We start from the raw sequence: 23211 nt of genomic DNA, 5'->3' as shown, positions 1-23211 counted from the left end.
AGCGGCGTCTGTCAATACTTTAGCCCCATATTTCTTATATGTTTCACGTATCTTCCGATTTATGCCGCTGATGGCAGTTGGATCGAGATGACCGCCCCGCCTGTCTGGGCATTGCCTGCCGCGATGGAGCCGCCGCAGCGCTCCACTATTGCACGCGATATGGCAAGTCCAAGCCCCGTATCGCCATCCTTCCCTCTTACGAATCGATGGAAGAGCTGTGGAATCAAGGACTCCGCAATTCCGCTGCCGTCATCCTCTATGCGGATGCTTATTCGCTCCTCTACTGCGGTTACTTTTATGCTTATGGTCGTCCGGGCATGCCGGGCCGCATTGGACACGACATTAAGCAGCGCCTGCAGCAGTTTATCCTTATCCGCTACCGTGCGCAGCCCGGTCATTTTATCCTCTGCATAATCAACCTTCAGCTTAATATCTCTGGCCAACAGCAGCGGGTTAATCCGCTCGACGGTCTCCGTCACAATTTCTTGCACGGTTACCGGCTCTGCCTTGAATATATCCTCTTCGCTGTCGAGCTTAGCCAGCAAGGTCATCTCCGTCACGATTTTCGACAGCCTGCCGCTCTCGCTCATAATGACCTCAAGCCCCTTGCGCGCGCCTTCTCCTTCAAATACGCCGTCCTTAATCCCTTCGGCGTAACCCGCAATCGACATCAGCGGCGTTTTGAGCTCATGGGAGGCATTCTGGATAAATTGCTTTTGCACGCGGTTGTAGCGGTCAAGCTCTACCGCAAGATCATGGACGGTCTCTGCCACAGCGCCGATTTCGCCTCCGGCTTTAATTCGCTTGACGTCGGAAAATTGGCGGCTTTTCACTTTCTTCAGCTCGCCTTTCAGCTTCATCAGCGGTTCGATCAGCTTCTTGGTAATGAACAGGCTTGCCGCATAGACCAATATGCCGGCAGCACACAGAACGAGGAGAAATCGCTCAAGCAGCGCGCGCTCGATCTCTTTGATTTGACTCATCGGAGTGATAAGCGTCAGCTTGCCTTGGGGTAGCGGCTGGATATCGACCAGGAATCTGCCGTCACTTTCATTCCATATTTCTTGCAGCGACGTTGCGCTCGTCATGCTTCCAGCCTCCGTCAAAGCGCTTGAAGTCGTCGCGTAGCCCGTTCCGTAGCCCGGCAATACATTGCCTTCAGCATCGGAGATGAACGCTTCCACTCCGCTTACAGGGAGCGCTACGCCCGATGCGATAGCTACGCTGCTAGATAGCGTATAGGGGGGGTCGGCACTTATTGTATTCTGAATCGCAACACCCAATGCTTGCATATCATCCTTCTGCTTACCTACAAAATGATCCATCAACACATAATGAATGATTACACCGGTTAGCGACAGCACAATAACCAGCAGCGCGCCAAATGCCAGATTAATTTGGTGGATCAGCCTCATCCCCGCTCACCTCCCTCATGTCTAAGCCTGTAGCCATGGCCCCATACGGCTTCTATCGGTAGCTGCATTATTTTTTTGCGGACGCGCTTCACCAGATGGTCTACCGCCCTGTCGCTGCCGTAATAATCATCCCCCCATACGATCGCGAGCAGATCGTCACGAGAGAAAGCGCGGTTCGGATGCTGGGACAACGTATGAAGCAAAGCAAACTCCTTCAGCGTCATCTCGACCTCCTCGCCATCCCAAAACACTCGCCTCTCATCCATAGACAGCCGCAGCTCTCCAATGACAATATCGCCGGAAGATGGTACGGATGCCGCCCCCTCCTCGCCTGGCCTTGCGGTATACCAGCGATGGAGCTGTCGCTTGACCCTCGCTACCAGCTCTCTGGGACTAAAAGGCTTGACCATATAATCGTCGCCGCCAAGCTCCAGCCCCATGATTTTATCCACTTCATTGTCGCGAGCGGAGATCATAATAATCGGCACCTCAGCCTCGCGCCGGATTGTACGGCAAAACTCATACCCGTCCATCCCGGGCAGCATTATATCGAGCACCCACATATCCGGGGGATCATTCCGCCATAGCTCCAGCGCTTCCTCGGCGCTCCCCAGTCCGATCGTTTCGAAATTTTCGCGCACCAGATATGCCTCAACCAGGTTTCTTATATGGAGATCGTCATCGACAACCGCAATTCGATATGAATTCATCTTTAATTGCCTCCCTGCCTTATCTTCCACCATTATAGCAAGGCTGCTATTCCGCTGGCGACTTGCCATCGTTTTTCCACAATTCCACCAATGAACTGCCACTACTCGCCTATACACTTGGACATGTAAGACAAAACAAACAACCGAGGAGAGTGTAACCATGAACAAAATGAAACTATTCAAAAGCGTTGCAGCATCCACGCTGCTCCTATCCGCATTTGCCAGCACATCTGTATTTGCGAATCCGAAAACGGTTGATTTGCTGTCGACTGGATCTGCAGTCAAAGTAGAAGGCAAACTCATCAAGGGCGAGGAGATTCCAGCGTTACAAGCTGTCATGCTTCCTGACCCGGTTGAACTTGCTCGCGAATATGCGCCGGATACGGCTGAGGACTGGGAAGCTACCTTGAAGCAGTACCATGAGCTGCTGAAAGATACATTCAGTATTAGGATTCTAAACGAGGATGGCGTTCAGCTTCCGGAGGGAGAAGCGACCGTGATGGCAGTTCAAGCAATCTCAGGGGAAAACGTTGACGCCTCCATGTTCATAACAGACGAGGCTATCGAGCTGAAAGCAGCAGGCGCCCTTCAATTCAATGCCGCTACGGCAAAGTCTGCCGCAACCGTAAGCGACACCGCTGCTGCGGACATCAAGTTCGATGTAGTGAAGGATCTTGATGCAAGCCAGTTTACTGCCACAGCTGTTGCAACTAAACCATCCCCGCTGTTTGAGACACACAGCAAGCTCGCCAAGGCAGCAGAAGATAAAGATGCAGCTGGCATTCGGGAAACGCTCGCCGATTTGCTGGCGGAGTATAAAGAAGAAATTCAACAATTGCAAGCTGAGGACAAGTAAATTCATAAGCATTAGACAGAGAGAAATTCCAAACAGGTTAGAGACGGAACATAGAGAAAGCATGGCGGGCATCCGCCATGCTTTCTCTTGCCTTATACAATATCTCCGGCGACAAGCCGCTAAGCGATCCTGCGGCTTACGCCCCCCTTAATACTGTTCCGTTCAAGGGCGTCTTACACCGGAACCGCATACCGTTCAATCTCGAAGCCCAGATCCTCGATCATCCGATGATCGGCTGTCACATCCTGTCCTTCAGTCGTCAAGTAATCTCCGACGAACAAGGAGTTGACCGCATACAGCGCCAGCGGTTGCAGCGCACGCAGCCGGATCTCGCGTCCTCCCGCCGCACGCAACTCCTTCGAGGGACAGATCAGGCGGAATAAGGCAAGCGTCCTCAGCGCCCTAAGCGGAGCAATCGGCGCCGTATGCTCCAGCGGCGTGCCGGGTATCGCATTCAGAAAGTTGATCGGTATGGAATCCGCATCAAGTTCGCGAAGCGTCATAGCCATCTCTACAATATCCTCATCCGTTTCCCCCATCCCAATAATAACGCCCGAGCATGGAGACATGCCGCTTTGCTTGGCTTTTTGGACGGTGCCGATACGATCCTCGAAGGTATGTGTTTTGGTAATGGATGAATAATGGCTGCTGCTTGTATTCAAATTATGATTATATCGATGGACGCCAGCTTGCGCGAGACGCTCTGCCTGGCGTTCCTTAAGCAAGCCAAGACAAGCGCAAATCTTGAGCGGCATTGTCGCCCGGATTTCCTCAACAGCTTCGATGACCTGCCCGAGCTCCCGTTCCGTCGGCCCCCGACCGGCCGCTACAATGCAATAAGTGCCGGCTTGACGGGCCAGCGCCTCGCGCGCACCCGCAACCAGTGTCTCCTTGTCCAGCATGACGTATTTTTCAATAGGTGCAGTCGATACAATAGATTGCGAGCAATACCCGCAATCCTCCGGGCACAGGCCGCTTTTGGCATTCATGATCATATTCAGCTTCACTTTTTTACCATAATAATGTCTTCTCACTTTGAAGACAGCTTGCATCAGCGGCAGCAGCTCATCATCATCCGCACGCAGCACCGATAATGCCTCCTCCGTTGTCAGGCATTCTCCTGCGAGCGCTTTGTCGGCCAGCTCGTCCCATTTCAATCTCCCCATAAGTATACCGGTCTCCTCGTTATGTTATAAATAGTCATTCTTTATTGTTAACTATATAATATATAATTTAAGTTAACAATAGAGCTTTATTGTATCAAACGCGTACATCATTTTCCATATGCAAAGCAAATCGAACAGGATTGAAGAAATGGTTTGACAATCGTTATCACTTGCCATTAAAATGTGCAAGTAACGTTGATAATCATAATCATTATCGATTAGAAAAGGGAGAGAAGCACCATGAAAAAAACATTATTACCCCTCGCTATTATGATGCTGCTGCTAGTCAGCGCTTGCGGAGGGAACAATAACGCACCTGGCAATTCAGGTAATGCCAGCTCGAAGCCTTCCTCGTCTCCTACCGCTGATGCAAGCGAAAATGAGGGCGGCGCAACAGGCACCATCAACTATCAATCCGAGAACGGTGAAGTGGAAGTACCGGCTAACCCGCAGCGCGTAATCGTTCTTTCTTCTTTTGCAGGCAACGTTATGGCGCTTGGCGTCAATCTGGTAGGCGTAGACTCCTGGTCGAAGCTGAACCCGCGTTACGACGAATACATCAAAGACGTTGCTGAAGTATCCGACGAAAGTCTGGAGAAAATTATCGAGCTTGAGCCGGACCTGATTATCGGCTTGTCCAATATCAAGAACGTCGACAAGCTGAAGGAAATCGCTCCAACCGTTACTTACACGTACGGCAAAGTAGACTACCTGACACAGCATTTGGAGATCGGCAAGCTGCTGAACAAAGAGAAAGAAGCTAAAGAATGGATCGACGGCTTCAAAGCTCGTGCAGGCCAAGCCGGCGTTGACATTAAAGCGAAGATCGGCGAAAATGCAACTGTATCCGTCGTCGAAAGCTTCGACAAGCAGCTGTATGTATACGGCGACAATTGGGGCCGCGGCACCGAGATTTTGTACCAGGAGATGAAGCTTGCGATGCCAGAGAAGGTTATACAAGACGCGCTGAAGGACGGCTACTATGCCATCTCCACCGAAGTATTGCCGGATTACATGGGCGACTACGTCATCTTCAGCAAATTCGCAGACGCAGACGTTTCGTTCCAGTCGACAGAATCGTACAAAAACATTCCAGCCGTCAAAAACAATCAAGTCTTCGAAGTCGACGGCAACCAATTCTATTTCAATGATCCGCTGACGCTTGAAGACCAGTTGACCTTCTTTAAACAAAAGTTCCTTGGCGAATAATCTAAGTATAGAGAGATCACAACCATGACCAAAAAAACAGCTATTCCAATGGTATATAAATGGATTGCCGGCATTGTTCTACTTGCCGGCATGTTTGTTCTTTCCATCACGCTCGGAGCAGCCAATATCAGCATCCTGGATGTATGGCGCGCCATTACCTTTACGGATCTGAACAAGGACATCCTGATCATCCAGGAAATCCGCTTGCCCAGAGAACTCGGAGCGGCGCTAGTTGGCGCCGCCTTCGGAGTATCCGGGGCCGTCATGCAAGGCGTGACTCGCAACCCGCTCGCTGATCCGGGACTGCTTGGCCTAACGTCAGGCGCGACGGCTGCGCTTGCCATTGCTCTTGCCTTCGTACCTAACCTGAACTACATTGGCATGATGATCGCCTGCTTTATCGGTGCCGCGTTCGGCTCGATTCTCGTCATCGTGCTAAGCGCTTCCGGCAAAGGCAAGCTTTCGCCGCTTCGCGTCGTACTTGCCGGCGCAGCAATATCAACCTTCCTGATCGCTTTGACTGAAGGTGTCGCTCTCACCTTCAAGCTTTCCAAAAACGTGTCCATGTGGACAGCCGGCGGCTTAATCGGCACGAACTGGAAACAGCTCGCATTAATCAGCCCCGTTGTTGGCCTCGGCGTCCTGATTGCCATTATTCTATCGAAGCAGCTCACCATTCTAAGCTTGAGCGAGGAAGTGGCTGTCGGTCTGGGCCAGAAGCTGACGCAAATTAGATTCCTCATGTTCTTTACCGTCATATTGCTTACAGGCGCTTCGGTCGCACTGGTCGGCAATCTGGCGTTCATTGGCCTTATGATTCCGCATATCGTCCGCCGGGTAGTCGGTACTGACTACCGTTATATCGTACCGATGTCTGCGATCTTCGGCGCTTCGTTCATGATGCTGGCTGACACGTTCGGACGGCTGATTAATGCTCCGTATGAGACGCCTGTCGTTGCCATCGTTGCTGTGCTTGGACTGCCCTTCTTCTTGTTCGTTGTACATAAAGGAGGGAGATCGATCTCATGATCCAGCAAGCTGTTATTCGCAAAACCATTATAATCATCGCTGCCACATTTGCGCTTATTCTGGTGACAGGTTTTATCGGACTGGGTCTCGGTTATTCCTCGGTCACCTACGACCGGATTCTGCCTACACTGCTAGGCGACGGCTCGTTCAAAGAGAAATTCGTTCTGTTCGATATTCGAATGCCAAGAATAATCATTACGGTGCTTGCAGGCATGGCGCTAGCGCTGTCCGGCTCTATTCTGCAATCCATTACGAGAAACGATCTTGCCGATCCCGGTATTATCGGCATTAATTCCGGCGCAGGTGTAGCGGTAGCGCTATTCTTCCTGTTCGTCCCTATCGATCCAGGCAATTTCGTCTATATGCTGCCGATCGCAGCGTTCGCTGGTGCGCTCTTGACTGCTACGCTGATCTATCTGTTCTCCTTCCGCAAATCGGAAGGCCTCAACCCGATCCGGCTCATTCTCGTAGGCGTCGGCTTCTCGACGGCGCTGTCGGGCGTGATGATCGTGCTGATCTCTTCCGCAGAACGCGAAAAGGTCGATTTCATCGCCAAGTGGATCGCGGGCAATATATGGGGCACCGACTGGCCGTTCATCTGGGCGCTTCTCCCTTGGCTGATTGTGCTCATACCCTTTACGCTATACAAAGCGTACCGGCTGAACCTGCTTAGCCTCAGCGAGCAAGTATCCATCGGCGTTGGACTCTCGGTAGAGAAGGAACGCATTATGCTGCTGCTTGCTGCCGTAGGGCTTGCGGCTTCCGCCGTCTCCGTGACGGGCGGCATCGCCTTCGTCGGGCTGATGGCTCCGCATATCGCAAAGGCGCTTGTCGGCCCGCGCAACCAATTATTTATTCCCATCTCCATCCTGATGGGCGGGCTGCTGCTTCTTATCGCAGACACGATTGGCCGTAATCTGATCGACCCGGACGGCATTCCGGCCGGTGTCGTCGTATCGCTGATCGGCGTACCGTATTTCGCCTATTTGCTGCTAAAGAAACCATGATTTTTTCCACAGCTAGCTAGTTGCGGTCCAGACCTTCAAAGCCACTGAACAAGTGAGCTTTGGAGGTTTTTTCGTATCCGGCTATAAAATTCGCCTTGCCCCTTCATACTCCTCCTCCCTTCTAGTTCAAATCTCTCAGGTTTTATTGTTGGAATTTGTAGATTCGTTCTTACAGCTAAGCCCAAAGAACCTCGTTAAAACGGGCCTTTTTGCATGATGTACATTTAATTTCGGAAATTTTATACTAAAAATAAAATATATTTTGAAATTTTATTTCGAAATATGTATTCTATTATCTGGAAAGGGGGCCCATGGTTCATCCTGGTTTTTGCTTGGATAAAAATATGAATCTAACGATTTATGTATGGCTTCATGAACAGCTTGACGTTATCCACATTTAGAGAAAGGAAGTGTTGGCTTGTACCTTCACAGGAAAACCAACCGAAACGTAGCCATTCTGATTGTCATGATGATGCTTTGGGGAAGCTTGTTCTCCGGCATGGCTTATGCCGCCGATGAGCAATCGCCTGCTGATCCAGACATCGCATCCGAAACCGCACCAGATGAAGGAGAAGAGGCTTCCGAGCCCGCAGCTGTACTTCCGCAAGCCGCAGCTGCTGCCGATCACATCGTGATTGAAGATTTTGAAGATATATCCGATTTGTATGTGGCTGAGGTGCGCACCGTACCGGGTTCCACAAAGATTGAACAAAGCACCCGTCCAGGGCCCGTCATGTACGGCCAGGCTTCGGGAAAATTTGATTACGATTTCACAGGAAATGAAGGCACTTCAGCTGCCTACCTGCACTTTAACAAAAACGTGGACCGGGTGCTTGAAGGTTATCCGGTACGAATTGGCGCCTGGGTATACGGCGATGGAGGCAAGCATTGGCTCCGAGCGCAATTCGAAGATGCCAACGGCGTGAGACATACGTCAGACTTTACTTCGACCGGCGGTTTTAGCTGGACTGGGCGGCAATATGTAATCGCTTCCATTCCGCAAGGGCTTCCGCAGCCAATCGAACTGCGGCAGATTTATATCGCGGAAACAAACAACCTGAACAAAAACAAAGGCACGGTCTACTTCGACCAAGTATCCGCTATCTATACCAGCGGCAATCCTGCCTTTATCGAGCTGTCGGGTCTAACCGAGATGATGCCTGGCAATAGCATGCAGGCCTCCGTTCTTGCAACTTCCAACGGAAGCAGCACGCGTGCTGATGCAACAAACGGCTCGGCATTCAGCAGCAGCTCTCCTGAAGTAGCGACGGTTACGGCAGGCGGACTGGTTCAAGCCGTTGCCAATGGCACGACGACCATTACGGCAACGAACGGCTCGAACAAAGCTACATATGAGCTGATCGTATCGGATAGTGGCGCTGTACTCGCAGGCCTTGAACTGGAAGGCCGCTCAGCTCTCAACACTGGCGAGACAGAGCAGCTTCGCGCATACGCATACTATAGCGGCCAGACAGAACCTGTACGCCTATCTGAGCATGTAACGTACACAAGCAGCGATGAGGCGATTGCAGAAGTGTCCGCTACAGGATTGCTTACTGCCAAAAATGAAGGCGCTGTCACGATTACGGCAGAGCTTGAAGGACTTACTGCAATTATCGATGTCGTCACTACAAAACCGGTGCCTGCGCTCCAAAGCATCCGCATTGCAGGACTCATTCCTCTTACCGAAGGCGACAAAGCTCAAGCGAATGTACTGGCAACCTATACCCTGCTGAATGAAGAGGTGAACGTTACAGAAAACGCCGACTTCACAAGCAGCGATCCTACCATTGCCGAAGTGGACGCGGACGGTGGGGTCACTGCCAAAAAAGCAGGAACGACCCGAATTCGTGCCACATTCGAAGACAAACTGACCGAACATCTGCTGATCGTCCACGCTCCGCAGCAATTGCAGAAGCGCGAGCTGCGCGCTGCCTGGATCGCATCTGTGGAGAACATCGACTGGCCAAGCAAGGGCGTAACGACGGAAGCCAAGCAGAAGAGCGACTTCATCGCGCTGCTGGATGAGCTTGCGGCGACTGGCATCAATGCCGTCATTGTACAGATCAAGCCGACAGCGGATGCCTTCTACCCTTCGAAGTACGCACCTTGGTCCGAGTGGCTGACCGGCCAGCAAGGCAAAGAGCCGGGCTATGACCCGCTCTCCTTCATGCTGGAGGAAGCGCATAAGCGGAATATGGAGTTCCATGCCTGGTTCAACCCTTATCGCATCAGTATGCACGATGATATCAACAAGCTGGCAGAGGATCATCCGGCGAAAAAAAATCCGGACTGGGTCGTATCGTACGGCGGCAAGCTGTACTTCAACCCGGGCGTGCCTGAAGCGAAGCAATTCGTCATCGACAGCGTCATGGAAGTCGTCGACAACTACGATATTGACGCCGTTCACTTCGACGATTACTTCTACCCGTACCCGGTTACAGGAGTCGACTTCCCGGATGCCGCCCAGTACGCAGCCTATGGCAAAGACTTCGCCGACAAAGCCGCATGGCGCAGAAACAATGTCGATACCCTGATCCAGGGCCTTGCCAACGCAATCAAAAGAAGCAAGCCTTATGTCCAATTCGGCATTAGCCCGTTCGGCATCTGGCGCAACAAATCGACTGACCCTGCCGGCTCCGATACGAACGGCCTGCAAAGCTATGACGCGCTTTATGCCGATACAAAGGGCTGGGTAGACAAAGGCTGGCTCGATTACATCGCGCCGCAGGATTACTGGCACTTCGGCAACGGACCTGCCGCTTATGAGAAAGTCGTAGAATGGTGGCGCAGCGTAACGGCTGATGCCGACGCTCATCTGTACATTGGCCACGCCATCTATCGCGTGCCGACTTGGGACGATCCGCTGGAAATGGTCAATCAAATCAAGTTCAACCGCAGCTTTGCGGAAGACATACAGGGCAGCATGTTCTTCAGCGCGAAGGATGTTATCGCCAACCATCTCGGCATGCAGGATACGATGATGAATGACCTGTACCGCTACCCTGCACTGGCGCCGACGATGCCTTGGCTGGACGACACCGCTCCGGCTGCACCGAAGCTGAATGCCGCCGAGCTGTCGGAGGAAGGCCTTGCCGAGCTTCGTTTCACGGATGCCGCAGGCAGCCAGGATACAACGTATTATGCGATCTACAGACAAGAGGGTACTGCCGCACCGGATATCCATGACCCAACCCAATTGATCGGAACATTCCGCAAGCAAGCCGGAGCAGCCGAGCAATTGTATGTCGACGGCAACATGGATGAGTACAAAACCTATACGTACGCCATTACTGCACTGGACCGTCTGCATAATGAAAGTACAGGAAGCAACGCAGTGACATTGGCTTACGCGCCGGGCGACACGCTGAAAGAGAAAGTCATGGCCAAGGATTCGAAAAATGGCACGATCGAGCTGGAGCGCTCCGGCGTACTGAAGCTCGCCGCCAATGTCGTCATTGAACAGAAGTTCCCGGCACGCACCGTTACCCGCTTGCTGAGCGAGGTACTCGTCGGCGCCGAAAACGCAGTTTTCACCCTAAACGACAAAGGCGAAATCAGCAAAATCACATTGAACGGCGAGACGCCAAGAGATACGATGCGCGTCGGTATCCGCAACAGCATCGCCGATATTACGGATATGACGCAGTTGAATCATACCCGGCTCGAAATGCTGGCGACAGCGTCCGTCTCCATCTCGGACAAAATCGGCGGAAATAGCGTAAAAGCGGAAGCAAACGCCCCGATCGTCTTCACGATCGCAGACGGTAAAACGGTTGTTGAGCAAAAGGGCAAAACTTTGTTGTCCACCGAGAACCGCATCTACATGTTGCCGCCAGCTGACGGCTCCCTGGTTGAGATCTCATCCTTGACGAGAGCGCAAGGCAAGCCGAAATACCGCGGCGTACTGGAAGTATTCCAGTCGCCTGAAGGCGACAAGCTTAGAATCGTCAACGAGCTGAACATGGAGCAATACCTGTATCAGGTCGTGCCAAGCGAGATGCCGGCATCCTTCGGACTGGAAGCACTGAAGGCACAATCCATTGCCGCAAGAACATACGCGCTGACAGACTACATGGTAAGCCGCTTCGCAGATCAAGGCTTCCATATCGACGACAGCACGCTGAGCCAAGTATTCAACAACAGCGCTGAGAACGAGCTGACGCGCCAAGCGGTTGACGCGACAGCAGGCCTGATCATGCTGAGCGACGGCATGCTGGTCGATGCCCGCTTCTACTCCACTTCCGGCGGCTACGGCGCATCGAAGCATGAGGTATGGGCGGATACCGGCACGAACAAGTTCCCTGGTACAGCCATTCCTTACCTCACTGCCAGAAGCTATACGTTTGACCCGAACAGCGATGATATGCTGAACATCGATACGTCGGACGAAGCAGCAGTCCATGCGTTCTACAAAGACCTGTCGCTCACCGGCTACGACTCGGAGTCACTCTTCTTCCGCTGGAAGGTAGCTCTAACCGCTGATCAACTGGCCGCAACGATTAACAAGAACATCAAGCTTCGGTATGCAGGCGATCCGCTCTTTATCCTGACGAAGACGTCTGACGGCAGCTTCGCAAGCCTGCCGATCCCTGAGGACGGCATCGGCGATCTGCTGGGCATGTCCGTAGCGAAACGCGGCGCCGGCGGCAATATTACGGAATTGATTATTGAAGGTACGACAGGCACTTATAAGATTATCAAAGAATACAACATCCGCTTCACGATCCGACCGACCAAAGCCGATACAGGCAGCGCGGAAGACATTCTGGCCTACAGAGCCAAGGGCGGTTCGACAGATTATGATCCGGCGGGAACGGTCAAAAACCCTAGCATTCTGTATTCCGCTTTCTTCACCTTTGATATCAAAGCCGCAGAAAAAGGAGATATCGAAATCGTCACCTTCTACGGCGGCGGCAACGGACATGGCGTCGGCATGAGCCAATACGGCGCGCAAATGCTGGGCAAGGAAGGCTGGACATATACGCAAATTTTGAATGCATATTTTGCGAATATGAACATCGTCTCGCTGAACGATCCGCTTATCACTAGCCTGGAAGCTGTCCATCCGGCTAGACTGAGCATTGGCGCTACAGGCAAGCTGACGGTCAACGGACTGTTCAGCAACGGAGAGAAGTCAGCGCTGACAGCCGGCATTGACTATCAAAGCAGCGACAGCTCTATCGTATCGATAGATGCAAGCGGCAATCTGAAGGCGCTGAAGGCTGGCGAAGCAACCATTACAATTACGGTAGGGGCATTGTCGACCACTGCAAAGGTTCAGGCTTACCGAAGCTCGGTTGATCCGGGCAATCCAGGCAACCCAGAGGAGCCTGGCGGCGATGGCGACGGAGGCGGCACAGATCCGGAGCCGAAGCCGAAGCCGGAGCCAATCATCGACTTTAGCGATATTGGCAGCCACTGGGCTAAAGCTTCCATCGAAGAAGCGGTCAAACGCGGAATCGTCATGGGTTATGAGGACGGGACCTTCCGTCCGCAAGCGCAAGTAACCAGAGCGCAATTCATTACGCTTCTGATGCGCGCATTTGACGGAGAAATCTCCGCCTCCGCTGCTCCGGCATTCAAGGACAGCAGCGACATTCCAGACTGGGCGATGGATTCCGTGAAGAAGGCAGTTGCCGCAGGCCTCATCACAGGCTATGACGACGGCACCTTCCGTCCTGGCAAAGCGATCTCCCGCTCCGAGATGACAGCATTGATCGTACGCATTGCGGGTCTTACGCCGATCGAAGACGCCAGCCTGTCCTTCTCCGACAGCGACAGCATCCAGGATTGGGCGCGCGGCTACATCGCAGCAGCGGTAGAAGCCGGCCTGATGCAGGGCAAAGGCAACAACCGCTTCGCCCCGAATGATATGACTACCCGTGCGGAGGCAGTTGTACTGCTTCTGGCATGGCTGAATGAAAACGACAACGAATAACGAGAACAACGCCCCGGCCCGCTTATGCAGGCCGGGGCGTTGCTTTTCCCGTGCAGCTACTCTTTCCTCCGGTTTTTCACCGCGCTTGAATGCTTGACCGAAATATGTACATCGATCTGCCCGATCGCTTCTCCGTTCAACAATCTCGATTCCCACGTCTCACCAGCAAGCCAATCGCCATAGTGATGTCGGAATAGATTGTATTCCAAATTCATAATATCCAGCTTCCTCTTCACGCTAACTTCATAGAGATCCTGAATTTCCTTCCTGATGGCACTCTCAGTAGCTTCGGTAAGCTGCGGGTAGACGGTTAAGGTATTGTCCACCCTGTTGACGATATAGCCCTTGCCGCGAACTGAAATATTGAATTTCGGATAAGCCCCGCCTTGCATCCGAGTAAGCTTGGACTTTGGATGATTGACTATTACTTGGACGGAAGGCTCCTTAGGACTCGGTACGGACACTCCCGCGCGAATCGTTTCCTTTTGCAACCAACGAAGGCCAGTCAAATCCTTAATCGGCACAAAACCCTTCAGCTCACCGTCCTTATAGAATTCCGCTCCGTCAATTATCAGCATATTCTTTTTCTGGTCATTCTGGGACCAATGCCGTTTATTCAGAGCTAATGTAGGAATACAGGATGTATACCCGGGCTCTCTAAGTTCCCTTACAAACCGGTGAAGCTTGATGGATTCAATAATGGATGTCTGGGAATAGATGCCTTCGGGCACATGCAGAATCGTATTGAGCGGAGACTGGTCATAGAACCCCTTTGTCTGCAATATCGCTTTTACAGACCCCCTTGTGCTGTACACCCATGGCGTATACCGAAACTCAGAATACCTCGTAATGCTGTCATAGACCGCTTCAACCCCGTGCTTTAACAGCGATTCGCTGAACACTAGCGCCGTCGTATGCCCCCAGTATATCCGCTCCTGGGCGCTTTGATAGATCTGGAACACCGCCTCTTCGAAATTGCGCCCGGCTCCCTCCCCAATCCATACTCTCGCCCCCTCCTTCCTTCCTTCGGAGGTCTTCGCCTCGGACTGCATATCGATAAATTGAATATAGGTAAGGATTTTCCCTTCCTGGTAGTCCACCCCAATCGCTGTTACATAATTTAAATGCTCAATATTTTTTACGTCGGTATCACAGCCGGAGGCAAACAGCAGCAACGCTAGCAGGAATTTAACGAGCCAAGTTCGCCTCATGTTACTCTTCATCCTTCTTGATCTCCTTCAGCATGTCCGACGAGAAGTCGCGCCTTCTGAATGGATTGATCGTGAGCGCAGACAACCATTCCCGGAATCGCAGCGACGCAATCGGCTCCATGAATGGAAGCCCGAACGAATCCAGCCTGCAAAAGTAGATGAAGATCGCAAAGATAGACAGAAAGAAGCCATAGACGCCCAAATAGGCGGATACGAACAATATCCCTCCCCGGAACAAACTGACACTCCCCGACAGCGACTGGTTGACCAGCGAATAGGTTGCAACCGACGAAATGGCGATGACCACCAGCAGCGTAGGTGAAGCGAGTCCTGCCCGGATTAAGGAGTCCCCGATAATCAAGCCCCCGACGATGCCAATCGTCTGTCCTACCGCCTTCGGCAACCGGACTCCCGCTTCCCTGAGCAGCTCAAATAGAAACAGGAGCAGGAAGGTTTCCAAAAACATCGGCATCGGCACGCCTTCACGGGAGGTCACAACGGTAGAAACGAGAGAAAACGGCATCTGATCCACATTGACCGAAGCAATCGCAATCCAGAAGCCGGGCAGGCATATACTGAGTGCAATGCCGATAATGCGCAGGAAGCGTTGAACCACGACATTATAGAATGGAAAATGAACATCCTCCGGCGTCTTCAGCAGCTCGAAGAAGTTGGCTGGACCGATGAGCACCATCGGAGAACCGTCCACGATGATCGCAATTCTCCCCCTCAATAAGGCTTCGGTCACGAAGTCGGGTCTTCCAATGTAATCAATAAGAGGGACGAGGGAAAATGTCCGGTCCGAAAGCCACTGCTCCAATTGCCCGCTGCTGACGACGCTCTCCGTCCGGAACGTCTGGAGACGCTTGCGCGCTTCATCCACCACATTACGATTGGCTCTATGGTCCAGATAGATCAACGCTACCCGCGTCTTGCTCAGACTGCCCAATACGAACTCTTCGGTAAACAGCAGACCGGTATGCATCCGCTTGCGAATAAGCGATATATTGGTGAACAGCTCTTCAGTGAATGCGTCCTTCGGGCCTTTAATCGATATTTCCGTGTTGGATTCCTGAAGCTGGCGATGCGGAACGCTGGACAGATGGACGAGCCAGAAATAGCGTTCGCCCTTCTTATAAATCACCAGGCTGCCCGAAAACAATCCCTCCACCATCATCGTCATCGACTGTTCCTTGCCCATCAGCGGCAATTCCTGAATGTCGCCATGATCCGTCAGCTCCTCAATCGACCCCCGGCTCGCAAAGTGGCACACACTCGAAAAGTATTGATTTAACTGATGTTTATCGGTCATTCCTTCGCAATACAGCGCAACCACATCCGATTCTTCCCCAGCGCCGGGAATTTCGGGGAAATAGATGTCCATATAGCGGGAGAACGCCTGCTTGAGTCCCTCCGCACTTAACGTTCCTTGCTTAAGAGCGGCATCATATTCTGCAAACAGCTCCTTCTCCTTCCGTTCGCTGATCATGACGGCCGCCCCGCTTTCGAACGGGTGATATAAGTCAAGACGAACAGGATGAATGTAACCGCTATCCCCCAGATCAGAGCATAGTTGTAGAAGTAATCGTGGATGACTTGCTGCATCCATATATCGCTGACTTGCAGCAGCGCCGGCAAGGACATGAGCAGTGCGCCGACGAACAGGATGATTTGGCGAGGCTTAGCCTTACGGATCACCACCACTTCGGACAGCACATAGATGCATACACCCGCCCGAATAATGCTTCCTGCTAGCAATTGGAATGCTGCCAGAAAATCGACATGCGAAATATATTCACCCAGCATGACGAGTCTCCATTGCTCAAAAGCCGGAAATCTCAAGTTGCTCGCCTCAATCGGACCGAAAGCAGTGATAGAACCAAGCGTTGGACCCAGAATCAAGCCGATCAATAACGTGAGCAGAATGAAAATGGTCAAAAAGTTCAAAGGTTTATTCATTCTGTGCTGAAGCAGCAGCAGAATAATGAGGTCAAAGCTGCCCCCGACGACAATCGCCCCGCCCCCGAGCTGGGCTGACAAGCCCTCCACCATAAATGGTTGCAAAATGCCGTAGTCCTTGCTGCTCATCGTCATCCAGGAGACGCCCATTCCAAGCAGCCATACAATAGGCAGCAGCATGGCGGACAGGTAGACCAGCGTCCTTAGCCCCGTTCTGGCGGCGCTAAAGGCAATAAAGATAAAGCAGACAATAATGATGATGCTGGGCGTGCTGGGTAAAAAATAGATGCTGACGTTTTTGGTCGTGTCGTAAATAATCATCATGCCGGCAATGAGGAAATAAAGCAGCATGCTGCCGGCGATCAGCACATAGCCGAACATGCCGATCTTCTTTTTCAGCCAAACGGAGAATGAATCTTGCCGCATTGACTTCAATATACGGTACAGCATGGCGCTCCATGCGATCAGCACTCCATAACCTATTGCTATGCTGACCCATGAGTCGCGCCCCGCAGTTTGAACCAGATGCGGAATAATGAGAACATGATTGGAGATGCCAACTGTCAATATCATCAAAAATACGATCTGCGTTCTTGAGAAGGAAAAGTCCATCACACATACCTCCGGCCATCATAAGTCGCACTTGGTATATTTTCCTAATCAAGTCTTCCTTATGCAGATGTTGGAATCAGTCAGCCTTATTCGAATCCTGCCACCGTTCTGCCCAGCGCTCCATCTCCTTCAACGCGTTCTGAAAGTCCCGCCCCTTCTCTGTTAAAGAATAATGGACCGATACCGGCACTGTCGGAATGACCTCGCGGTGCACAATTCCGCTTTGCTCCAGATGGCGAAGCACATTCGTCAACGATTGGGTCCGCACGACCGCTACCTCGCGGTGCAACTGCTGGAATCTCATTGTGCCTTTGGATAAAGCCGCAATGACGAGAAATGACCACTTTGCCCCCAGTATTTCGAGCACGGAGCAAATGCTGGGGTAGCTCTCCTCGCGCTTCGTTTCGTTCATATTCCGCGTATCCCTCACTTTACTTATGGTTAGTAAGTCTATTTCTTTGGATAATGTCCAATTCATTTGCGTACTTACATTTTTAAAGTTGCCTTATTATACTACATTCAATAAGAGATGAAAGGATGAATATTCCATGAAAAAACAAACCCTTATCATTTATGTGCTTGCCCTTGGTGTGTTTCTGACCGCTACCTCCGAGCTTGTCATCTCCGGCATCTTGCCCCGAATCGCTCAAGATACACAAGTGTCTCTTGCTATAGCCGGACAGTTGATTACAGTCTACTCCCTCTCCTTCGCCATCAGCACGCCAATCCTGATCGCGCTTACGGCGCGCATGAATCGCAGAACCGTCATGGCCGGCTCGCTGGCAGCATTTGTTGCAGGCTCGCTCCTCTCCGCTATGAGCTCAAGCATGATTGCAATTATAGCTGCACGCATTCTGCTTGGAGCAAGCTCGGGTGTCTATCTGGTAATAGCGCTTGGAATCGTATCCAAGCTTGTTCCACCTGACCGGATCGGCCGTGCGGTCAGCACCATCATTCTCGGCTTCAGCAGCGCTCTTATCTTGGGCGTACCGATCGGCATTACGATTGCGGATTGGTGGAGCTGGCAAATGATATTTGTGCTGCTCGGCCTGGTCTGCCTCTTAGTTGGATTTGTTATCCTTCGACTGCTGCCCAATATCGAAGGGGATGCCGCGATCCCGTTCAAGCAGCAGCTCAAGCTGCTGGGCAGCGCTGTAATTGCAACGGCCTTTCTAATCTCCTTGTTCCGTGAATTTGGCGGTTCGGTGTGGATGACTTATCTCACTCCTTACCTCCAGGAACTAATGGGCCTTCGAATGACGGATATCGCCATCGTCATGCTGGTGCTTGGAATTATAGGCGCTATCGGCTCGCGTCTCAGCGGAAGCGCCGTTGACCGATGGGGTACGAAAGCGGTTCTGAGGCTCGTTCTCGTGGCGAATGCAGCCGCTCTCGCCTTGCTCCCGCTCGCTGTTTATCATCCCGTTCCCGCCTTCATGCTAATCGGAATCTTCATTATCACGCTGTTCGCCTCAGGTCCTGCTATCCAGAGTCATATGATTCAGCTCGCGCCGGGCTCCGCCAACTTGGTGCTTAGCCTGAATACTTCTATCGTACATCTCGGTCTGGCGGGCGGAGCAAGCGCCGGCGGCTTACTGGCGAGCGAAGCGGCTACCTTCCGCTACCATCCCTGGCTCGCCTCCCTCCTCACCCTCCTCGGCCTTACAGCCGCGCTGATCAGCTTCGCTTACAGCCGAAAAAAGGCCGTTCGAGCACTCTCCGCCTAAGCCGGCGTTGGAGCTCGAAGCTGCAAGCCGAATTTCTCGGCTTGCAGCTCCTCTTCCCGCTCGTGCTCGCTCTCTTAGCCCAGTTTCTCGGCTTGCAGCTCCGCCTTCCGCTCGCGCTCGCTCTCCAAGCCGAGTTTCTCGGCTTAGAATTGTAGGCGCTGCGGGCTGCCGCTCATTCCATATCTGCACGATTCGCCCGACCCACAAAACTAACTATTAATTGTCATTTCATACATAATTAATAATTTTAGACAAATAAGAACCATTTCTGTGTGAATATTTAGTTATCATGCACATTTGTGACGGTTCCTTGCATTTTGGGTTCAAGCTTTTGACTTATTTATTCAAATGGCCCTCATATTCTTTAAAATTCCTCAATAGAATGATTCAGACGAAAGGAGGCCCTATCAAAAAGAAAGAAGCCCACCCATCTAAAGGAGGTAGTTCTATTGGTCAAAACCTTAAGATTGAACAGCTTCACTATGAAAGGCCTGATTTTGGCTGGCGGTATGATGCTGGCAGCGGTACTAAGCTTTCTCCTGTTCTCCCAGCAAGTATCCGCACACGGGTATATCGACGGGCCCGCAAGCCGCGGATATCTATGCAAAACCGGGCAGAACACAGACTGCGGCGCAATCGTGTACGAGCCGCAAAGCCTTGAAGCGCCAAAAGGCTTCCCGGCAGCCGGACCTGCAGACGGCAAAATAGCCAGTGCTGGCGGGGCTTTCCCTAAGCTTGATGAGCAATCTGCCACTCGTTGGTCGAAGGTCAACATGAATTCCGGCTCCGTCACCTTCCACTGGACGCTGACTGCCGCTCACTCGACTAGCAGCTGGAAATATTATATTACGAAAACAAACTGGAACCCGAACGCATCATTATCCCGCAACCAATTCGACCTGACTCCGTTCTGTTCGGTTCCTTACAGCGGTCAGCCGCCTTACTCTTATTCCAATACGTGCACCGTACCGCCTCGCACAGGTTACCATGTCATCCTGGCTGTATGGGAAGTTGCCGACACCGGTAATGCCTTCTACAACGTCATTGACGCCAACTTCGGCGGCAACCCAGGCGACACACAAGCGCCTACTGCGCCAGCCAACCTGGCTTCTCCTTCCAAAACAGCAACAAGCGTGTCACTATCCTGGAGCGCATCGACCGATAATGTCGGTGTAACAGGCTACCGCATCTACCGCGGCTCCACGCTGGCCGGCTCGGTGTCCGGATCAACCTTAAGTTACACCGCCACCGGCTTAACGGCCAATACGGCGTATACCTTCACCATTAAGGCAGTGGATGCCGCAGGCAATGAATCCGCTGCCAGCAATGCCGTCACCGTGACGACCAATACGAATACAGGTCCCGATACGCAGGCGCCGACAGCGCCGTCCGGGCTGCATGTCATGGGCAGTGCGACTTCCACGACCGTGCCTCTCATGTGGAGCGCCTCCACCGATAATGTCGGCGTAACGGGCTATCAAGTCTTCCGCGGCTCGACGCTGGTGACGACGGTGTCCGGCTCGACACTGGCCTACACGGTAACAGGCCTAAGCGCCAATACGGCTTACACCTTTACCGTCAAAGCCATCGACGGTGCCGGTAACGTCTCGGCTGCCAGCAATGCCGTATCCGTCACAACGCCGTCTGCTCCAACCACGTACCCGGCATGGAGCTCGACGGCCGTCTACTGGGGCGGAGACAAAGTAACGCATAACGGCGTCAACTACGAAGCCAAGTGGTGGACATTAGGCCAGACGCCAAGCGCAACTTCCGATGTCTGGAAGATCATTCCTTAAGCGGCTGCACTTATCACCCTAGAGCAATCCAATAAGAACAGCCCGCTCGGGCAACCCAAACAAAGACCAGCAGGGCGCTGCTTGCCCCTGCTGGTCTTTTTCAGCTTGTCTCCAAGCACACGTCATTCTCTTATCCCAAAGTATCGCTTTATGTTGTGCTGCCATACGGCAGCTTCTCGCAGCATTCAGTTCTTTCTTTCGAGCCACGCTTTAAATCTTCATTATAATAATGCCACACACGCACTACCCGCAGCGCCCTTGCTGCATCTCGGCGCTATCCCATCCGTCAGCTTTCCCCGTCATACGCCCGCTTCAAATCTTCAATTATAATCCGGTTCATGCCAAGCATCGCATTCATTACCCGCTGCGCTCTGGCCGCATCTCCACCGCCATGCATCAGCTCGCCCAGCGCCTTCGGAATGATCTGCCATGATAGTCCAAAGCGATCCTTCAGCCAGCCGCAGCGTGATTCCTCGCCGCCCTCGACCAGCTTGTCCCACAGCTCGTCAACCTCCTCCTGGGATTCACAGCTGACGAATAACGAGATAGCAGGCGTGAAGGAATAATGCGGACCTCCGTTCAAGGCCATGAACGACTGGCCTTCCAGCTGGAAGGTGCCGGTTACGACCTGATTCCCGTTGCGCACAAGCGACAGAATGGCTGAATTGGGGAATATCGATGTATAGAAGTTTATCGCTTCCTCCGCCTCTTGATTAAACCATAGAAAAGTCGTGATCTTTTGCACCAGAAACTCCTCCTCATTAATGATCTGTAATCCATTACTTCCAAGTCTAGCACAACGGAAATTTCATGATTTCTTCTCTATTGCGAACATAAAATTATAACATAATTACCCAGATGGTTGCGCCCGTATGATATAGAGCATGCTCAGCCAATGTCTCTCCATATGTACGATCTGAAGGCCCGCTCCCTCCACCAGCTTCTCCATATTGCGTGTAAAATGACAGCCATTCATCCGGTACAACAGCGGATTCAGTGTTTTCTGGAGCGCCGAGATGATGCCGTTGCTGCTGATGCCATGCTCCATAAGCAAAATTTGTCCGTCCCGCTTGCACCATCGCTTCATATTTTCAACAACCTGCTGAGGATTGTCATAGCTGCATAGAGATAATGTGGAGATGACCGTATCGAAGGCATGCTCTGGAAATTGAAGGCTCTCGATATCCGATTGCAGGAAAGAAGCGTCGACACGATAACGTACCGCCGCCTCCTTCGCCTTCTCCAGCATCTTGCCGCTGAAGTCGGCAGCCGTCACCCGCACATGCGGAGGATAATAGGGAAAGTTCGCTCCCGCTCCGACCGCAAGCTCCAGCACGTCTCCCTTCGCCTGCCGAAGCAGCCCGCGCCGGAACCGCTCCTGGCTCGCATCCCCTCTCCTTCTGTCGTACATATCCGCCTGCTTGTCGAATATCCGAACGCGACGCTCCTTGTCCATTTCTCGTCATCCCCCGCCTCTTCATGCTCTTATAACTCTTCTATACGTTACTTCTCCAAAAAAGTGTCCGCCATCCACTCTGCGAACCGCTCTTTCTCTTCGAATTGCGGATAATGGGCCGATTGTTCGAACACGATAAATTGTTTATTCGGAGCATCAAGAAGGTCGAAGTACGACTGAGCCGCATCCACGGAAGTCATATAATCATAAGCGCCCATTACAAAGTAACAAGGAATAGCCAGCTCACGCACGACTTCCGGCAAAGGATGAGCCGACTCTTCCGCCAACAGGCCTGACTGCGTCTGGGCAATGCCTCTCACATAACGAAGTACATCAAGTCCGTTGTACTCCGGCTTCAGCAGAAAACCCTCGTAATAGTCCCGATTGTCTTCGATCAGCCTTGCCGCTCCTCCGTACTTTCGGATCAGACTGCGCGGCGTCATTTGCTCTCCACCCTCAATTTGCGGCCGGAGCTGCTCCAGCTTTCTGACATCGTCTCCAGCATGAGCAGCCTTAGCCTGTTCCAGCACATAGGCGAAGCTGTCCAGCTCGCTGTCATGATGGTCTCCGACCTGGCCGATCCCGATGTAGGCGGAGAAGGACTCCGGCGATTTCGCAGCCGCCTTCATGCCAATGTAAGTACCGAAGGAATGACCCGCCAAAATAACCCTTTCCTGGCTCAGCCGCACCTTCACCTTCTCCGTCAGCGCAAGCAAGTCGTCCACAAGAAGGTCCGTCGTCAGATCCGCGTAATCTTCAAAAAATCGATAGGACTTGCCGCTTCCCCGCTGGTCATAATGGACAACGGTGAAATCCTTCTCCAATATGTCCTGATATTTTCGCACATACGGAATTTCCGAACTGCCCGGACCGCCATGCACGAACAACAGAATGGGATTGTCGCGATTTTCGCCGCGAATCATGACCGTGTGCTCTGCTCCATTCACGACCATACGCTCCAGCACGCTAATGCTGTTATCGCCTTTCAATGAAGGCGTCCATGTAGGATGGAATAGGACGGCAGCAACCATAATGACCGCAATTGCCGCCCATAACCATCGTTTCTTTAATTTCATGCTCTTCCCTGTCATCCTCAAATGCTCTCCCAGTCATGGTA

Annotated in this window: 17 protein-coding genes; 7 read left to right on the top strand and 10 right to left on the bottom strand. The window is 52.3% G+C overall.

What is annotated here, in order from left to right; genetic code table 11:
- Positions 1-59 precede the first annotated feature (59 nt).
- Together ACFVSO_RS18020 and ACFVSO_RS18015 are read right to left on the bottom strand one after the other, a co-directional pair.
- Positions 60-1415, bottom strand: coding sequence for a sensor histidine kinase (locus ACFVSO_RS18020; protein WP_387476036.1), 1356 nt, complete (start codon positions 1413-1415; stop codon positions 60-62).
- Positions 1412-2125, bottom strand: a complete 714-nt coding sequence (locus ACFVSO_RS18015) for a response regulator transcription factor (protein ID WP_387476034.1) — start codon at positions 2123-2125, stop codon at positions 1412-1414. Before ACFVSO_RS18015 ends, ACFVSO_RS18020 begins: the two co-directional genes overlap by 4 nt.
- Before the next feature lie 160 nt (positions 2126-2285).
- Here ACFVSO_RS18015 and ACFVSO_RS18010 point away from each other — a divergent pair, with 160 nt between their 5' ends.
- Positions 2286-2981 carry a hypothetical protein gene (locus ACFVSO_RS18010; RefSeq protein ID WP_387476032.1) on the top strand — a complete coding sequence of 232 codons (696 nt, stop codon included), beginning with the start codon at positions 2286-2288 and terminating at the stop codon, positions 2979-2981.
- Between the two features lie 173 nt (positions 2982-3154).
- Here the strand turns inward: ACFVSO_RS18010 and bioB are convergent, their stop codons facing one another.
- Positions 3155-4147: a biotin synthase BioB gene (bioB, locus tag ACFVSO_RS18005; protein ID WP_387476030.1), complete on the bottom strand. Its 993-nt coding sequence runs from the start codon at positions 4145-4147 to the stop codon at positions 3155-3157.
- 240 nt (positions 4148-4387) lie between these two features.
- Between bioB and ACFVSO_RS18000 the strand changes: the two genes are divergently transcribed.
- The 4 genes from ACFVSO_RS18000 to ACFVSO_RS17985 all read left to right on the top strand — a co-directional run bounded on the left by ACFVSO_RS18000 (position 4388) and on the right by ACFVSO_RS17985 (position 13333).
- Entirely contained in the window at positions 4388-5356 is a 969-nt protein-coding gene (locus ACFVSO_RS18000; protein WP_387476028.1) for an iron-hydroxamate ABC transporter substrate-binding protein, read from the top strand.
- 24 nt (positions 5357-5380) lie between these two features.
- The gene (locus ACFVSO_RS17995) at positions 5381-6385 is read left to right on the top strand and encodes a FecCD family ABC transporter permease (RefSeq protein ID WP_387476026.1); all 1005 of its coding nucleotides are present in this window, start codon (positions 5381-5383) and stop codon (positions 6383-6385) included.
- Complete coding sequence (locus tag ACFVSO_RS17990; protein ID WP_387476024.1) at positions 6382-7392, top strand: FecCD family ABC transporter permease; 1011 nt, start codon at positions 6382-6384, stop codon at positions 7390-7392. Before ACFVSO_RS17995 ends, ACFVSO_RS17990 begins: the two co-directional genes overlap by 4 nt.
- A 418-nt stretch (positions 7393-7810) precedes the next feature.
- Positions 7811-13333, top strand: coding sequence for a family 10 glycosylhydrolase (locus tag ACFVSO_RS17985; protein ID WP_387476022.1), 5523 nt, complete (start codon positions 7811-7813; stop codon positions 13331-13333).
- A 56-nt stretch (positions 13334-13389) separates the two neighbouring features.
- On the opposite strand, the gene ACFVSO_RS17980 is transcribed toward ACFVSO_RS17985, so the two are convergent.
- The 4 genes from ACFVSO_RS17980 to ACFVSO_RS17965 all read right to left on the bottom strand — a co-directional run bounded on the left by ACFVSO_RS17980 (position 13390) and on the right by ACFVSO_RS17965 (position 17527).
- Positions 13390-14544 (bottom strand): Ger(x)C family spore germination protein, encoded by a 1155-nt coding sequence (locus ACFVSO_RS17980; protein WP_387476020.1) that lies wholly within the window; start codon positions 14542-14544, stop codon positions 13390-13392.
- A gap of 1 nt (position 14545) precedes the next feature.
- Positions 14546-16033 (bottom strand): spore germination protein, encoded by a 1488-nt coding sequence (locus ACFVSO_RS17975; protein ID WP_387476018.1) that lies wholly within the window; start codon positions 16031-16033, stop codon positions 14546-14548.
- The gene (locus ACFVSO_RS17970) at positions 16030-17115 is read right to left on the bottom strand and encodes an endospore germination permease (RefSeq protein WP_387476016.1); all 1086 of its coding nucleotides are present in this window, start codon (positions 17113-17115) and stop codon (positions 16030-16032) included. Before ACFVSO_RS17970 ends, ACFVSO_RS17975 begins: the two co-directional genes overlap by 4 nt.
- Before the next feature lie 76 nt (positions 17116-17191).
- Positions 17192-17527 (bottom strand): winged helix-turn-helix transcriptional regulator, encoded by a 336-nt coding sequence (locus tag ACFVSO_RS17965; protein WP_387476014.1) that lies wholly within the window; start codon positions 17525-17527, stop codon positions 17192-17194.
- Between the two features lie 136 nt (positions 17528-17663).
- Here ACFVSO_RS17965 and ACFVSO_RS17960 point away from each other — a divergent pair, with 136 nt between their 5' ends.
- Both ACFVSO_RS17960 and ACFVSO_RS17955 read left to right on the top strand, forming a co-directional pair.
- Entirely contained in the window at positions 17664-18842 is a 1179-nt protein-coding gene (locus ACFVSO_RS17960; RefSeq protein ID WP_387476012.1) for an MFS transporter, read from the top strand.
- Positions 18843-19324: 482 nt separating this feature from the next.
- Entirely contained in the window at positions 19325-20638 is a 1314-nt protein-coding gene (locus tag ACFVSO_RS17955; protein ID WP_387476238.1) for a lytic polysaccharide monooxygenase, read from the top strand.
- Positions 20639-20924: 286 nt separating this feature from the next.
- On the opposite strand, the gene ACFVSO_RS17950 is transcribed toward ACFVSO_RS17955, so the two are convergent.
- The 3 genes from ACFVSO_RS17950 to ACFVSO_RS17940 all read right to left on the bottom strand — a co-directional run bounded on the left by ACFVSO_RS17950 (position 20925) and on the right by ACFVSO_RS17940 (position 23170).
- Positions 20925-21383: a VOC family protein gene (locus ACFVSO_RS17950; protein ID WP_387476010.1), complete on the bottom strand. Its 459-nt coding sequence runs from the start codon at positions 21381-21383 to the stop codon at positions 20925-20927.
- A 105-nt stretch (positions 21384-21488) separates the two neighbouring features.
- Positions 21489-22094, bottom strand: coding sequence for a class I SAM-dependent methyltransferase (locus tag ACFVSO_RS17945; protein ID WP_387476008.1), 606 nt, complete (start codon positions 22092-22094; stop codon positions 21489-21491).
- A gap of 47 nt (positions 22095-22141) precedes the next feature.
- Entirely contained in the window at positions 22142-23170 is a 1029-nt protein-coding gene (locus tag ACFVSO_RS17940) for an alpha/beta fold hydrolase (protein WP_387476007.1), read from the bottom strand.
- Between the last annotated feature and the right edge of the window lie 41 nt (positions 23171-23211).

It is taken from the genome of Paenibacillus sp. NPDC057967, assembly GCF_042887015.1.
Classification (GTDB): Bacteria; Bacillota; Bacilli; order Paenibacillales; family Paenibacillaceae; genus Pristimantibacillus.
This window is presented reverse-complemented; position numbering and strand designations above follow the sequence as displayed.